This window comes from Paenibacillus sp. PsM32, assembly GCF_030433815.1.
In the GTDB taxonomy this organism is placed as follows: domain Bacteria; phylum Bacillota; class Bacilli; order Paenibacillales; family Paenibacillaceae; genus Saccharibacillus; species Saccharibacillus kyungheensis.
In genome coordinates this window covers 315,283-331,123 of the sequence record NZ_JARUWY010000002.1, presented here as the reverse complement: position 1 = coordinate 331,123, position 15,841 = coordinate 315,283, and the positions used below count along the sequence as shown (strand labels likewise).

General features: G+C 39.4%; 15 protein-coding genes and 1 other annotated feature (1 of these 16 cut by a window edge). Of the genes, 11 read left to right on the top strand and 4 right to left on the bottom strand.

Annotated elements, in window-relative coordinates:
* Nucleotides 1-4: 4 nt before the first annotated feature.
* The 3 genes from QCD85_RS07290 (at nt 5) to QCD85_RS07280 (ending at nt 2,343) form a co-directional block, all read left to right on the top strand.
* Complete coding sequence (locus QCD85_RS07290; protein ID WP_301262134.1) at nt 5-565, top strand: methylated-DNA--[protein]-cysteine S-methyltransferase; 561 nt, start codon at nt 5-7, stop codon at nt 563-565.
* Nucleotides 566-615: 50 nt separating this feature from the next.
* Nucleotides 616-1,344: a DNA alkylation repair protein gene (locus tag QCD85_RS07285; RefSeq protein ID WP_301262133.1), complete on the top strand. Its 729-nt coding sequence runs from the start codon at nt 616-618 to the stop codon at nt 1,342-1,344.
* Between the two features lie 237 nt (nt 1,345-1,581).
* Entirely contained in the window at nt 1,582-2,343 is a 762-nt protein-coding gene (locus QCD85_RS07280; protein WP_274172489.1) for a polysaccharide deacetylase family protein, read from the top strand.
* A 135-nt stretch (nt 2,344-2,478) separates the two neighbouring features.
* On the opposite strand, the gene QCD85_RS07275 is transcribed toward QCD85_RS07280, so the two are convergent.
* Complete coding sequence (locus QCD85_RS07275) at nt 2,479-3,027, bottom strand: O-acetyl-ADP-ribose deacetylase (protein ID WP_301262132.1); 549 nt, start codon at nt 3,025-3,027, stop codon at nt 2,479-2,481.
* A 74-nt stretch (nt 3,028-3,101) separates the two neighbouring features.
* Nucleotides 3,102-4,076, bottom strand: coding sequence for an aldo/keto reductase family protein (locus QCD85_RS07270; protein ID WP_301262131.1), 975 nt, complete (start codon nt 4,074-4,076; stop codon nt 3,102-3,104).
* A gap of 127 nt (nt 4,077-4,203) precedes the next feature.
* Here QCD85_RS07270 and QCD85_RS07265 point away from each other — a divergent pair, with 127 nt between their 5' ends.
* The 7 genes from QCD85_RS07265 to QCD85_RS07235 all read left to right on the top strand — a co-directional run bounded on the left by QCD85_RS07265 (nt 4,204) and on the right by QCD85_RS07235 (nt 11,586).
* Nucleotides 4,204-5,187 (top strand): hypothetical protein, encoded by a 984-nt coding sequence (locus tag QCD85_RS07265; protein ID WP_301262130.1) that lies wholly within the window; start codon nt 4,204-4,206, stop codon nt 5,185-5,187.
* Nucleotides 5,184-5,990 (top strand): response regulator transcription factor, encoded by an 807-nt coding sequence (locus tag QCD85_RS07260; protein ID WP_274172493.1) that lies wholly within the window; start codon nt 5,184-5,186, stop codon nt 5,988-5,990. Before QCD85_RS07265 ends, QCD85_RS07260 begins: the two co-directional genes overlap by 4 nt.
* Nucleotides 5,983-7,779 (top strand): sensor histidine kinase, encoded by a 1,797-nt coding sequence (locus QCD85_RS07255; RefSeq protein WP_301262129.1) that lies wholly within the window; start codon nt 5,983-5,985, stop codon nt 7,777-7,779. The genes QCD85_RS07260 and QCD85_RS07255 overlap by 8 nt, the downstream gene beginning before the upstream one ends.
* 90 nt (nt 7,780-7,869) lie before the next feature.
* The gene (locus QCD85_RS07250; RefSeq protein WP_301262128.1) at nt 7,870-9,192 is read left to right on the top strand and encodes an ABC transporter substrate-binding protein; all 1,323 of its coding nucleotides are present in this window, start codon (nt 7,870-7,872) and stop codon (nt 9,190-9,192) included.
* Between the two features lie 169 nt (nt 9,193-9,361).
* Entirely contained in the window at nt 9,362-10,246 is an 885-nt protein-coding gene (locus tag QCD85_RS07245) for a carbohydrate ABC transporter permease (protein ID WP_273612756.1), read from the top strand.
* Nucleotides 10,247-10,276: 30 nt separating this feature from the next.
* Nucleotides 10,277-11,158: a carbohydrate ABC transporter permease gene (locus QCD85_RS07240; protein ID WP_273612755.1), complete on the top strand. Its 882-nt coding sequence runs from the start codon at nt 10,277-10,279 to the stop codon at nt 11,156-11,158.
* 257 nt (nt 11,159-11,415) lie between these two features.
* Complete coding sequence (locus tag QCD85_RS07235; RefSeq protein WP_273612754.1) at nt 11,416-11,586, top strand: hypothetical protein; 171 nt, start codon at nt 11,416-11,418, stop codon at nt 11,584-11,586.
* Nucleotides 11,587-11,689: 103 nt separating this feature from the next.
* Here QCD85_RS07235 and QCD85_RS07230 read toward each other — a convergent pair whose 3' ends face one another.
* Nucleotides 11,690-12,814, bottom strand: coding sequence for a LuxR C-terminal-related transcriptional regulator (locus QCD85_RS07230; protein ID WP_301262127.1), 1,125 nt, complete (start codon nt 12,812-12,814; stop codon nt 11,690-11,692).
* 332 nt (nt 12,815-13,146) lie between these two features.
* Between QCD85_RS07230 and QCD85_RS07225 the strand changes: the two genes are divergently transcribed.
* Nucleotides 13,147-14,331 carry a saccharopine dehydrogenase NADP-binding domain-containing protein gene (locus tag QCD85_RS07225; RefSeq protein WP_301262126.1) on the top strand — a complete coding sequence of 395 codons (1,185 nt, stop codon included), beginning with the start codon at nt 13,147-13,149 and terminating at the stop codon, nt 14,329-14,331.
* 45 nt (nt 14,332-14,376) lie between these two features.
* On the opposite strand, the gene QCD85_RS07220 is transcribed toward QCD85_RS07225, so the two are convergent.
* Nucleotides 14,377-15,552 carry an aminotransferase class I/II-fold pyridoxal phosphate-dependent enzyme gene (locus tag QCD85_RS07220; RefSeq protein ID WP_301262125.1) on the bottom strand — a complete coding sequence of 392 codons (1,176 nt, stop codon included), beginning with the start codon at nt 15,550-15,552 and terminating at the stop codon, nt 14,377-14,379.
* Nucleotides 15,553-15,655: 103 nt separating this feature from the next.
* Nucleotides 15,656-15,841 (bottom strand) — a binding site (T-box leader); it runs 60 nt beyond the window's last position.

Below are 15,841 nucleotides of genomic sequence, written 5' to 3'. Positions count from 1 at the left end.
GTTTATGACAACAACAGACAACAGAAATAAAGATCTAGCTCAGCCCACTATCTACTGGACACAGATCAATCACCATCTATGGCAATTCTATATTGCAGCCTCAAGCAATGGACTATGTTATGTAGGCTCGCAAGGTCAACCTTTTGCAGAAATGGAGACATGGATACACACTCGACGCAGTGGAAGTGTTCTAGTCGAAGATAAGCAGAAGTTAGAACCGTATACCGAGCAATTGATTCAATATCTACAGGGAGAGCGTCAACAATTCACGATTACTCATGATTTTCAAGGGACTCCTTTTCAATTACAAGTGTGGCAAGCATTATTGCAGATTCCTTATGGACAGACATGGTCATACTCGGATATCGCTCAGCATATCGGACGACCAGCGGCAGTTCGTGCAGTTGGAGCAGCAATCGGAGCGAATCCTTTTTTAATAACGATTCCTTGTCACCGGGTCATTGGAAAAGGTGGAGCATTAACAGGATATCGCGGAGGATTGGATATGAAAACAACGTTGTTGGATTTGGAAAAAGAACTGCTTCCAGTAGGGGAAACAATATAGGTATACGTCTTAGCTATCCTTTTGTACTATCACATAAATTGGAATTTTAAATGATCGTTTCGATACACATCCACCGTTATCAAGGAGGTATTATTATTCGCGAGCAAATACTAGCTAAAGTAGATCATGATTATCAGAAATTTGCATCAAGCTTGCTACCAACAATAACGAATATACTAGGAGTACGTATACCGCAGTTACGGATTATGGCTCAGCACATTGCCAAAGCCGATTGGCGTACGTATTTACAAGAAGCAGAGCAGGAATATTTTGAAGAAGTGATGCTACAAGGAATGGTAATCGGGTATGCAGAGATGGATATTGATGAACGATTACAATATATCACTTCATTTGTACCGAAAATTGATAATTGGTCTGTATGTGATCGATTCTGTGGTGGGCTAAAATGTACAACATTCCATCAGCAACAAGTATGGAATTTCATTACACCTTATCTTTCTTCTGAGCATGAATATGAAGTTCGCTTCGCAGTCGTGATGTTACTGATGTATTATGTAGATGATGTCTATATTCAAGAAGTATTGGAACGCTTGGATCGGATTGAGCATAACGGATATTATGTCAAAATGGCTGTCGCATGGGCGATCTCGATCTGTTATATTCATTTGCCTGAACCGACGATGGATTATTTGCAACATAATCACTTAGATATATTTACGTACAATAAAGCGTTACAGAAAATAACCGAATCCTATCGAATAGATTCCGATACCAAAACAAAGATACGCCTGATGAAACGCAACTCAGCACAGTCATAAATACAGCTACACAAGTAATAAATATCATACGATCAAAAAGGGCTACAGGTAAAAATGTAGTCTTTTTGTGCATTTTATAACAGATAAATTTACGAAATTGTTTTTTGTTTTTATCAATCGTAACAAAAATGTGATCTGAAAGTAGCTATTGAAGGATGAATTGTATTGCGCATATTAGATATAATAATGACGAGAGATGTCGAAAGTACATAAGATAAGGGAGAGGGAAACATTATTATGTCACGTTATCAAAAATGGATGTTAGTTACGATTTTAATAGGATTGTTGATTCCGCAATTCGCTACACAGACTGTGGTAGCCAGTGCACACACAAGCAAAAATGCTACAAAGAGTCAAAGTACTACACGTTCTGAGAAAGCAGAAAAAGTTATTTATCTAACATTTGATGATGGCCCAACAGCGCATACAATGCAATTGCTAGATATATTGGACAAATACGATGCTAAAGCAACATTCTTTATGTTAGGACCGCATATGGAACAGTATCAGACAGCAACCAAGCGTATTGTAAAAGAAGGCAATGGACTGGGATTGCATGGAGTTACTCATGTTGTCAAAAAATTCTATAATTCACCATTCAGTGCTTATAAAGAAATGCGTGATGCAAACGAAAGTCTATATGAAGTAGCTGGTGTTCGTACCAGTCTTGTGCGTACGCCTTATGGTAGTAAGCCTTATATGAAACAAGGTTATCGTGATGTGATGCTCAATCAAGGTGGCTTCCATCTATGGGATTGGAATGTAGATTCATTGGATTGGAAATACAAAAAAGATCATCAACGTGTCTACAAAAATATTATGAGTCAGGTCAATTCTGTAGAAAAACGTGGTACAGCTCCTGTTGTATTGATGCATGATCAACCTGCTACACTTAAAGTATTGCCATTAGTATTAGAAACGTTGAAAAAAGATGGTTATACGTTCAAAGTACTAAGCAAACAAAACCATCCGGTCAATTTCTGGAATGACGAACGTTAATTATAGCTAATGTACAAAAATACCCTGCGCTTTCTCACAGACAAGTACTGTGATAGAAAGAGCAGGGTATTTTTTTGGCTATGATCGATTATATTTCTTCATGATGATCGATACTGACTATACAATGATATCAATCTATAAAGCTTGTATTTGTTGTTGATACAGTGCAAGATTATCTGCATCATAACAGACAAAAACGATCTGTTGTAATGTAGTGTCTGGATGTTGCTCTACATACTCTTTTACTGTTTGCAAAGCGATTGTAGCTGCTTCTTTTTTGGGGAAATGATAAATCCCTGTACTGATATTAGGAAAAGCAATCGATGTAAGCTGATGCTCATCTGCTAGCTGAAGAGAGTGAACATAACAATGAGCCAGTAACTGGCGTTCATTGTTAGACCCTCCATTCCATACCGGGCCTACCGTATGAATAACATGCTTGGCTGGCAAGCGTCCGGCTGTGGTGATCACCGCTTCTCCTGTCGGGCAGCCGCCTTGACGATTACGAATCTGCTGACATTCTTCCAGAATAGCAGACCCACCTGCGCGATGAATAGCTCCATCAACACCACCACCTCCAAGAAGACTAGAGTTAGCAGCATTCACAATAGCATCAACGTGTTGGACTGTAATATCTCCCTGAAGTAGGACAATCTGCGTCTGTCCAATCTGAATATTATCCATATCTTCTCCTCCTAGCAATGATGGATCAGATCTATTTCACATATTCAGATTTACTCCCATGTATCTGTATATGATTAACGCATCGGTGAGAAATCTTGAATATCTTCCATCATCTGATCGATCTGTGATAATGTATCTTCGCTCAAACTAATATTTACCGCTTCTACATTTTCTTGAATCTGATGAGGCTTGGAAGCACCGATAATCGCGGAACTGACACCAGGTTGACGAAGAACCCAGGCAAGTGCTAATTGCGATAATTTGATATCCATACTTTGAGCCAATTGATCTAATTTGCCGACTACTTCCAGTACATCATCTCGCAGATAGCTATTGATAACATGGTTGACTGAATCATCGGCTGCGCGTGTTCCAGCGGCTGGTGCTTGACCTGGTTTGTATTTACCTGTCAAAATACCTTGAGCAAGAGGGGAGAAGACAACTTGTCCTAATCCATGTTGCTCGGATACACCTAGAACTTCATCTTCAATATAACGCTCAAATAGATTATAAATCGGTTGGTTAGCCGCAAGTGGGCGTAAGCGTAGACGATCTGCAATATGAGCTGCATCACTGATCTGCGCAGCTGTCCATTCACTTACAGCACTATACAAAATTTTGCCTTGTGATGTAAGATCATCTAGTGCACGTAATGTTTCTTCCGTTGGTGTCTCTGTATCGAATCGATGGCAGAAATAAACGTCGATATAATCCGTACCCAGACGCTTGAGACTGGCTTCGCATTGTTCCATAATATGCTTACGTGACAATCCGCGGTCATTCGGCCCATCGCCCATCGGGAAAAATACTTTGGTGCTCAATACATAACTAGAACGTTCATAGGAACGTAGAGCCGCTCCAATCGCTTTTTCACCTTCACCACGGTTGTAAGCGTTTGCGGTATCGAAAAAGTTAATCCCTAATTCAAAAGCAGTGCGTACGCAATCATCGGCTGCTTGCTGTTCTGCCGCTGTGCCATATGTTAACCAGCTTCCAAGGCTGATCTCACTAACTTTCAGTCCTGTACGACCCAAATTACGATATTTCATTATAAACGCTCCTCTGTTATGTAGATTCATCAATCATCGTCAGCTACCGTAATAACTCACTTCTTTTATCATTAACGAAAAAAAATGATTCGTCAACCTTATATCACATTAGAAAGCAGGGATATATATGTCACCCCGATCACTTTTGCAACAAGGATTAGCTATTATTGCTGATTGTCAGAAGCAGACAGGAGATATCTGGGATGCTCATTATGGAACAGCCAGTATAGCAGCATCGTTTCTAGCGAAATCGTCTTCGATCACTACTGAAGTCGCGCAAGCGATAATCAATCAAGCAGAACAGATGGTTAGAGAGCATACACAGGAATCTAGCGAGGCTTTATTGATAGAGTCTGTACCTGTCACTTATGCTGAAGCGTTATCTATTATTCTACCTGCATTAGATGCCAATATCGATCAACTGCATTGGGTCGGGCATAATGTGATCTATACTGCTGTCTCATTACTTGCTATTCGAGAACTGGAAGCATGGGGAAGTCTAGAACATATCACACATATTCAGCAATTAATTCAAGTTTTTGATCGCACCATTGCTGGACGTTCATGGATTGGATACAAAGCATCTGAAGTGAAAAGATTAGAGATTACTGTTACCGATTCATTTCCAAGTATCGAATCTCCTGCGCAGTTGTCAGCGTTTATTTTGCAAGAATTAGCAGAGACAGACCCTATCTATATCGCCGAAGCTCATCATGATCTGATCGGTCATACGTTAACCTTTTCCCATGCGCTGAATATATTGCATGATCTAGGACAATCTTCATTATTTAGACGTGGATTGCATCCTTTATTACAAATGTGCAAAGTGTTGCGAGCTAGTCGTCACTGGGATGGACACACAACAGATACACATAGACTGTATTCACCTGTAGATCGTTTGCCACTTCAACAGGCTATTCCTGTACCTTTTTGCTATACAGATATTGAATTCTGGCAACAAAATCTAGTCAAAGCCGATTGGGATTATGGACATCATTTCAAATTTGCTTGGAGTTATAACGATCATATTCAGCGTGCACCACAATGGAGTCAGGCGACAAATATACCTTTTCATTGCTTAATTCATGGAATACAGGAGGAGAACAGATGATTACATTGATGATAGCAGATGATGAAGCGATGACTCGTAGAGGGCTTGAAATGTTAGATTGGCATGATCATGGATTTCAATTGATTGGCATAGCTGCGAACGGAATCGAAGCCAGACAATTAAGTCTCACACAAAAACCTGATCTATTGCTTACCGATATTCGTATGCCAGGCATGGATGGGTTAGCACTGATGGACAGTCTGAATCAGCAACAATGTGCACCTAAAGTGATCTTTATTACCGCTTATCATCAATTGGATTATGCGCTCAAAGCGATTCAGTTGGGAGCATTAGGATTTGTGTTGAAGCCGACTGATCCAGATGAGATTATCGCTGCTTGTCTCAAAGCCAAAGCAATGATTATAGAAGAACGCCAGCGGCAGAGTACAGAAGAAGAGTTACGTGATCAGTTGGAAGAATATGCACTGACTTTACAAGGCAAGCATACCGCTCATCCTGATCAGCCTTCGCTACATCCTGTGATTCAGCAGATGCTACAAACAATGGAAAAGCAATATATGAAAGATATTACTATCGAACAAATGGCAGACAAAAATCATTTTAATGCAGACTATTTAAGTCGGTTATTCAAAAAAGAAACAGGCGATAATTTCTTGAATACGCTTACAAGGATTCGGATGCAAAAAGCTGTTCAATTGCTTGGTAATTCTCATCTGGAAATTTACAAAATTGCCGAGCAAGTCGGGATTCGTGATGCTCGCTATTTTGGACAAGTATTCAAAAAAAGATATGGATTAACACCGAATGAATTTCGCAAAAAAGGAGATCATCCTCATGCTTGAAGTGATGTTATATCGACTGATTCAAGCGGCTCGTGATCTTAATATTCGCAATAAATTATTTATCGCTTTTATCGTACTGAATCTGATTCCGTTAGCAGTGATAAGTGTCTGGACGTACCAGAAATCTAGCTCGCTTATTCAAGAACAGACTAATATTTATACGATGGATATGCTAAGTGAAGTCAGTAAAAATATAGAACTGCATATGCATGATATTGAGCGATTGTATTATTCGATTTTTACCAATCAAGAAATTCGCAAATCGCTCAAAGCAGTCAATCGACAACAATGGACAGATCTGCAATACGTCTCTGCGGATAAGCAGATACGCAATATTTTGTATGGATTAATCAGCGATCGAGAAGACGTAGAAGGGGTTAGTCTGTATGCGCTCAACGGCACTTCTTTTCAGACCAGTATGTATGCCAAAAAGTTAGACTTGCGTGATCAGAACTGGCAAGTGCTTCAACGTAATCGTGGTGATTTGTCATGGTTCAATCCTTCGGGGCAACAATCGGTAGTAGCCGCTGTAAGTACTATTTATGATGTCGATAGCCTGCAAAAGATAGGCTATTTTTTGTTGACTTATCATGAGGAAGCTCTCTATAAAGTGTACAGTCAGATTAAGCTCAATGAACAGGGTGAGCTATTTATTATTGATAGTCATGGACAGATTATCTCAAGCAGGCACAAAGAACTAATTCACCATACCCCATCAGAATCGTATTTGCAAAAGATTATTACCAGTGGTGATACAGGTGATTTTGCAGATGATATTGATGATAAACAGCAGATAGTATCGTATCAACGTATTCAGAATACAGATTGGAAAATTGTAAGTATTATTCCGACGGCTCGCTATTCGGAACAATCGATTATGTTGCAACAATGGATGATTATTTTGTTTGTCGTTGTTGCTTTGATCACTCTTATTTTGGGCTATTATTTGTCAGTCAGTATTTCCAGACCGATTCGTCAATTATCTTCGATTATGAAAAATACCGAACGTGAAAATTGGTCGATTAGCTTTAATTATCCGTCACGAGATGAGATAGGTATTCTTAGTCTGAACTTTAATCGTATGATCGCTCGTATTCATTATTTGATCAATCAAGTGTATGAAGAGGAACGTCTACGTCAGCAATCTCAGCTCAAATTTCTGATGTTCCAGATCAATCCGCACTTTTTATTCAATACGCTTGAAACGATGAATTGGATGGCACGAATCGAAGGGGTACCGGAAGTAGGTAAACTGTCCAAAGCGTTAGGCGATCTAATGCGAGAAGGAATTAAAGGCAAAGATTTTATTACACTGAGTGAAGAATTAGAAAGCGTCAAAAAATACATTTATATTCAAAAAGTAAGATATGTCGATAAATTTGATATGCAATATGATATTGATCCAGCGGTACTGTCGGTTATTGTACCGCGGTTTATTTTGCAACCGATTATTGAAAATGCGATTGTACATGGATTAGAGATGCAGATGGATAATGGACATATTTGTATTCATGCGTATGAAAGTGAAGATACGCTGGTGTTAGCGATCGCTGATGATGGATTGGGAATGAGCGCTGCTCAACTGGAAACGTTACGTCATTATCTGGAAAATCCTTCGGATTCTACATTATCAGGTATAGGGCTACTGAATGTGCATCAACGAATACAACTGCATTATGGAGAAGAATATGGTCTGAAGATTAACAGTAAAGAAGAGCAAGGAACAACGATCATTTTGCGTATTCCTAATAGACTTTTAATGGAAAAAAGATCGGAATTTTCAAGCTAAATGTCAGAAATACCACATGGTCGATATGCCGATCACCTTATATGATGAAAGCGTATTCTATACCGAAAGCATGAGAGGATGAAAAGAGTCATGACAAAGGGGTATTGGAAAAAAAGTATCGGTGTACTCACAGGTGTTCTTTTATTAAGTAGTGTACTTGCAGGATGCGGGAATAGTTCAGAATCGTCTACAGGATCAGGTTCTACAGGAGGAACAAGTGAAACGGTTATCTATGACTGGCAAAATGCAGACAGTTATGTGTATAAGATGTCGGAACAACTAGCCAAAGAATACAATGAACGTAAAGATGCGACAACCACGATGAAAGTACAGCATATCCCGGGAACTGATCGGTATTATCCGAAGCTTAATGCAGAGCTTGCAGCGAATGCAGGCCCGGATGTATTTGTAAGTCATGCTGCTGGTAAGTTAAAAACGTATGCAGATTCAGGCAGAATTATGGACTTGACCGAGATTTTGAATGCTGATCCTGAATGGAAAAAAAGCTTTACTTCAGGGGCATTCAATCTACTGACATTTGATAATAAAGTGTATGCGATCCCGACAGCATTTGCGACAGTGCCTCTTTTTTATAACAAAGAAATTTTTGCAAAATATAATCTGACTCCACCAACTACTTACGAAGAACTCAAAAATGTTATTAAAGTACTTAAAGATAATGGTGTTACACCATTTGCATTTGGAGCCAAAGAATCATGGACAAGCGCTCTATTTAGCGAAATGGTAGCGAATCGAATCGGTGGAGACGAGCCATTTAACAAATTGATGGAAGGAACAGGCACATGGATGGACCCTTCGTATATTCAGACAGGAAATGTAATGAATGAATTACGAGATATGGGTGCTTTCCCTTCCGGATTCTTAGGATTGGATAATACTGCAATTACGAATATGTTCAAAAATGGTGAAGCGGCTATGTTCGTGATGGGAAGCTGGGCAGTAGGTTCAGTAGAAGCAGCAGATTCCAAAGTTCAAGGCAAAATAGGAATCGCCAAATTCCCTACATTTGAAGGCGGTAAAGGTGATCTAAATACATGGTTAGGGCAACCTAGTTACAACCTAGTCATTCGTGCGAATACCAAAAATAAAGATGCGGCTCTTGAATATATCAAAGCTTGGACAAGTAATGAAGTACAGACCAAATTGGCAGAAGAAAATGGAGATATTCCAGCAGTCAATGTGAAGCTGGATAAAGACAAAGTGCCTGCTGTTGCACAAGATTTGCAAAAAGAAATGTCTGATATGAAAGGCATGTTTATTTTCTACGATGTAGGTCTGGGTGCGAAGATCGGTGATGAATACAATACAACAATTCAAGCGATATTAGCAGGACAAGCACCAGAAGAAGCTTTTCAAAGTCTAGAGCAATTCACGCAAGATAACAAAGAATAAAAAACAGCAAAGTATTCATTACAAAAAAATACAGTAAGAAATCATAATTCTCTGGCATCTGAATGATAAGGAGCCTTAGTGATAGTGATTTCTTACTGCTTATTCCTCAGCTATATAATCTGCAAAGTAAATATTAGACACCATTGTAGTTCTGGAAAGGCGGAAGATGATGGAACGAATGTTACGAAATAAGTCAGCAATTATTGTATTTTTGTTGCCTGCATTGCTACTGTATACAGCGATCGTGTTTATTCCGATTGTTGCTTCGATTTATTTTAGCTTTTTCAAATGGGATGTTATTAGTCCGATGAAATTTATCGGTCTGGATAATTACACACGTATGTTTACCAGGGATTCGGTCTTTTTTACCAGTATAAAAAATATGATGATTTTATTGTTTGTCAGTCTGGTTATTCAGCAAGGACTCGGGTTTTTGCTGGCTATTTTGATTACAGGTTCGATCAAAGGTAAAGAATGGTTTAAAAATATTTTCTTTTTTCCAGCTGTTATCTCTAGTGTGGCTGTAGGGATGATGTGGAGCTTTATCTATAATCCTGAAATTGGCATGCTTAATAAATTGTTAGAAGTGCTGGGGATGTCCTCACTGGCTAACGATTGGTTATCTCAACCGGATACAGCAATGTGGGCGGTATCTTTTGTCGTGGGCTGGCAATACCTCGGGTATACGATGATTCTATATATTGCTGCTATTCAGAATATCCCTGCGCATATTTTTGAATCGGCACGGATCGATGGTGCGGTAGGTTGGAAAGTTGTCTGGCATATGACGATTCCACTGGTACAACCGATTATGAAAGTAACAACGATTCTGATAACAATTGGTTCACTCAAGTTTTTTGATCTCGTATTTGTCATGACAGGTGGAGGGCCTGCCAATCAGACACAGGTACTCGCTTCTTATCTGTACGGTAGATCGTTCCGTCAATTTGAATACGGGTATGGAGACGCCTTGTCTGTTATCTTGTTGTTAATGTGTCTGGCGGCAACAGTGCTGATCAATATGATTTTCCGCAAATCAAGTATTGAATATTAAATCGGATAGCGATGGGGGTGAACAGGAAGGATGAAATCTTCGCCTTATGTAGAGACAACCAAACGGCAAAGTAATGTAGATACACGACGTTTTTTTCCACTAGGTAAAATCATGATTTATGCTGTGCTGTGTTTTGTAGCGATTTTCTATGTATATCCGTTGTTATGGTTATTACTTAATTCGCTCAAAGAAACACCTGAAATCTATACTAATCCATGGGGATTGCCCCAACACTGGATGTGGAGTAATTATTGGAATGCCTGGACAACAGGTAATACAGGCAGATATCTGCTGAACTCGGTCTGGATTTCTTCAGCTACTTTGGTCGCTGTACTGGTATTCAGCGCGATGTCGGCATATGCTTTAACCAAGTTACGTTGGAAATTATCAAAAGCAACTTTTGTTTATTTTCTATTAGGGATGATGGTTCCGATTCATGCGACATTGATTCCACTGTTTGTATATTTTACCAAAGTCGGATTAGTAGATTCGCAGTTCGGTCTGATTCTAATTTATATTTCATTTGGATTGCCAGCGGCTGTACTGGTATTGTGCGGATTTTTTACAGGTATTCCGAAAGAAATGTTGGAAGCTGCTGTGATGGATGGCTGTACAGTATATAGTATTTTTTGGCGGATCGTTATACCGATCTCGAAGCCTGCGCTGATGACAGTTACGATTTTGAGTTTTGTGGGGGTGTGGAACGAGTTGTTATTAGCACTTGTCTTTATTTCTGATCCTGACAAACTCACGCTTCCTGTTGGTCTGACCCGTTTTGCAGGGGAATATACAACCGATTATGCACCGATGTTCGCAGCGATTATGATCGCTACCATTCCAACAGTAGTTTTATTCGCTGTGTTCAACAAACAAGTATTAGCTGGAATGGCTGAAGGTGCGATCAAAGGTTGAGTTTTATCGACTTAATTGACTAGAAACACAAGTAGAAGTACAAAAAAGATCTGCACTGATCCTAATACAAGCCCTGTAATAGCAAATGCTCTACCATGTGTAGTACGAATCGAAATAAGACTAAACGTGAGCACAAGAATAAGTAATTATTCTTCATACATTTTTCAGCTAATCTTAAGCTAGTTTCCATAAAGAATTCATATACATTGGGTATAATATAAGTATAGAGTTCGTATTCTGGAACTGGAGTGATTACAATGAGTGAAGAATTTTTGGATGAATTACACAAAATTAGCCATGATGATGATTGGCGCTATAAATTATTAATGCAAGGTGTTAAGCAGACACTGGCGACTCGCAAAAGCGAAAGTGCGCTGAAACGATACATGAGACGTAAAAGCAAGCATATTACTGCAATCTGGAAATAAATGAAGAGTGTTATCGATTAGGTAAGTTGCTATTTAATCGAAAAATCACTTTGATTTGAATGTCTCATGTATATGTGTAATGTCTAGTTATTATGTCGAGATTTTATAATGATAAAGGTACATTATTATCTTCTGGGCAAGTTGTTCGGGATAATAGACGAGCGATCAGTTCTCTACGACTGGTCGTTTTTGTTTTGCTAAAAATAGATTTGAGATGATCTTGCACAGTATACGGTGAAATATGCAAAATATCAGCAATTTTGCGTGTCGATAATCCTTCGATCACTTGATCGACAATCTGCTGTTCACGTTCAGATAAATGATAAGCTTCCATCATCCACGGCAAAATATCAAGTGGAGAAGCCGATTGGATCGCTATCATCAATTGGATACCAGTGGTCTTGCCATACAGACCATACGCTGTAATATGTACATAATCATGTTGACGTACAGGTATACATACTTGAATCGGTGAGTTCTCTGTCGAAGAGTGCTCCCACTGGTGTGATGATTTTGCTGTATGAGTATAATCAGCTAATGCCATACTGGCTACCGCAAGAATAGGACGTGGAAGTACAGATTCGGTAATGCCTTCATGTTGACGTAATACGTCTAACCAGTGGCAAGTATCCGAATTGGATGACAACAATTCTAATTGTTCGGAGAACATCATAATGCCAGGCGAACGTAATTTGATTTCATTGACAAAAGGAATCGCTAGACTAAATTGACGCAAATGCCGGGCAATCACAGGAGCAATTCCACTTAATAGACCACATTCTTGTTCGCTAAATAAAGACTGATCTTTTTTCCGAAAAAGGGTCAAATATCCCCAGCATTTACCTTTATACAATAACGCTGCCCGTAATTCATCTCCAAAGCCAGCAGGCTCCAAAATATCTCGATATCGCGAACTCTGTTCAGGTTGACCTTCTGTAATATGATGCAATGTCACTACAGGATGATCGGAATAAACCAGTTCATCGTAGTGATTGATATCTTCATGTCCGTATTCATAAGCTAACAATTGATGATGAATGGATTCGATATTGTGTTCGACTACTGCTCCAGTAGACAGTAAGCGATACGGATCAATATTTGTACAACAAGCACCTGCAAAAGGAATCATTGGTTTTAATTCTTCTAATAAAGAGTGGATATACGCATAAGAAGAATGAGAACGTTGCGCGAATTCTTCGAGCTTTTGCATGTAAGTCGGTGTATTCATAATGATCGCCTACCTTTGTTAGATTTCTGTCCTATCAGTTCTATCTTTGCTCATGTATACGATACAAATCCCATCTTTCTGGGATAGTGATCTTACGATAACTCTATATACTTAATAATAGTTACCGATTATACCAGAAGGAGCATGACGATGACCAATTCCGATATATCTATAAGCTGTAACGATTCCACAGCAGAACAATACATAGAGCGTACTCATCACAAGATTCCAGATTATGAGTATCTATACAGGCTAACAGAAGATGGACTGCCAGTGCAATCAAGGCATAAATCATATCCAAAATATAGAGATAAATAGTAGGGGTGTAACCGATGGAAAAAGAACAGATTGTTGTTGTAGGAGGATATGGAAGTGTAGGGCAGACTATTTGTCAGCGCTTGAGTGAATTATTTCCAGAACAAGTGTATGCTGCTGGAAGAAATATAGCCCGAGCAGAGCAATTTAGCCGTACCACCAAAGGAAAAGTAAAGCCATTACAATGGGATATTAAGCAACATCCGGCTAGTACTATAGATCATGATTATGTAGAATCAAATATCATTATCCAGCCTCATATTCAAGAACAATTTGAACAATTATATCAATGGTCGAACGTAAAATTAGTTATTATGTGTCTGGATCAGCATGATACGATATGGGTGCAATATTGCTTGAGTGCAGGTATTCATTATATTGATATTTCGGCTAAAGATTCTTTTCTATATCAGCTAGAACAACTGAATTCAGCTTCTTGGCAAGCGACAGCATTACTGAGTGTAGGGCTAGCACCTGGATTAACCAATTTACTAGCACAGCATGTCTGTACCTTATTGGATCATATCGATCAACTAGAATTGTCTGTTGTATTAGGATTAGGAGAACATCATGGTCAAGCAGCGATCGAATGGACAGTCGATCAGTTGAATACCTCTTTTCCGGTGAAAAAGCAAGGAGAATGGAGCGAAGTTCATAGTTTTACCGAAGGACGCAGGGTGTCATTAGGCACAGCATTACCTCATCAATATGTATATCGTTTTCCATTTTCAGATCAACAAGCATTAGCTAGAACAACAGAGATACCAACCATATCTACACGTCTTGGATTTGATTCAGTAGCAATAACCAGAATAATCGCTGGTCTGCAAAAAATAGGCTGTTTCCGTTTATTATCAATCTCATGGATACGTAGAGCTATTGTGGCTATATTTAGCAATGTGCATATAGGGAGTGAGCAATATGGTATCAAAGCAGAAGCGATTGACTTCTACGACAATCAATCAGTATCAGTCTCTGGTTGGTTAACAGGTTATCATCAGTCGATTGTTACTGCTGAAGTGACAGCGATTGTCGCAGAAATACTCTATACTTCAAATATGCCTTACGGTATTTATCATCTACAACAGCAAATAAGCTGGGAGCAAGTAATCACACGTCTGCAACAAGTGATCCATATCGAGTGGGGAATAGAATATGATTCAATCGATAGAGCTGAATCTTCAATATCAGTTCAGCTCTAAAATGATTGATCATACATCACTGCATTTATCTTATAAAAGGATCTGCTAAATGGTCTGCAAAAATTGACGCATACGTCCTAATGCTGCATCCAATTGCACAGAAGATGTAGCATAAGAGCAACGTATAAATCCTTCGCCACCTTTACCAAATGCTGTACCCGGCACAGCCAATACACCGACTTCTTGTAACAATCGACCTGCAAACTGCTCTGAAGTTAAACCTGTATGAGCGATAGAAGGGAAAGCGAAAAAGGAACCGAGTGGTTCATGACATTGTAGCCCGATCTGGCGTAATCCTTGTACAAAAGATATACGACGAGCATTATAAGAAGCCATCATTTCATCTTTTGCAGCCAGACCATGAGGTTTGAGCGATTCCAGCGCAGCAATCTGACCTAGAATCGGTGCACACATAACAGTATATTGATGGATTTTGAGCATAGCCTGAATTAATTCTTCAGGGCCACAAGCATATCCAATACGCCAACCGGTCATAGCAAAAGCTTTGGAAAAGCCACTAAGTAACAACGTGCGTTCTTTCATACCCGGTAGACTTGCAAAACTCACATGCTTTTGCCCGTACGTTAATTCAGCATATACTTCATCTGTAATGACAACTAGGTTATGATCTTCGACGATCTTAGCAATCGGCAACCAATCTTCATACGTCATGATTCCACCTGTCGGGTTACTTGGATAGCTCAAAATCAATATTTTAGAACGTGGTGTGAGACTTGCAAGTAGTGAAGCAGGTGTTAATTTGAAGTTGTGCTGAGCAAATGTCTCTACTTCAACAGCAACACCGCCACCTAGATTCGTAATCGGTGAATACGATACATAACAGGGAGCAGGGACCAGAATCTCATCACCTTCGTTAATCAATACACGTAATGCTAGATCAAGTGCTTCACTGCTACCGATGGTCACCATCATTTCATGGACAGGATTGTAATTAACTTTGAAATTCGTATACAAGTAATCAGCAATACTTTCGCGTAACTTAGGTAAGCCAGCATTATGAGTGTACGTTGTTCTACCTTCTTCTAGCGCACGAACACAAGCTTCACGTACTAGACGAGGGGTAGGAAAGTCAGGTTCACCGATACCAAGTGAAATAATATCGGTACGTTCTGACGAATAATCGAAAAATTTGCGAATACCTGAAGGCTTCATTTGCTGTATAGAAGGGGTTAAAAATTGGCTAATAGTTGATGTTGTCATGATTTTTCCTCCTCAAAAGTCTTTGAATAGTGAATAACGATCTGTTCACGTATAAGATTCAGTAGAGGATGAGGGAAAAGAAAACAAAAAAGACCCGTCCCTAAAAAGGGACGAGTCTTTTACCCGTGTTACCACCCTAGTTCCACTTTGTGCGTACACAAAATGACACTCTGCTACGTATCTATCAATACGTGTTCCCGTTAACGCTGGACATGCGGCAGCACCTAGTTGGTTATTTCAGCCTGCTTCTCGGAGATGGCTTCAGCTAGCATCTGAACGTTGGTTTGCA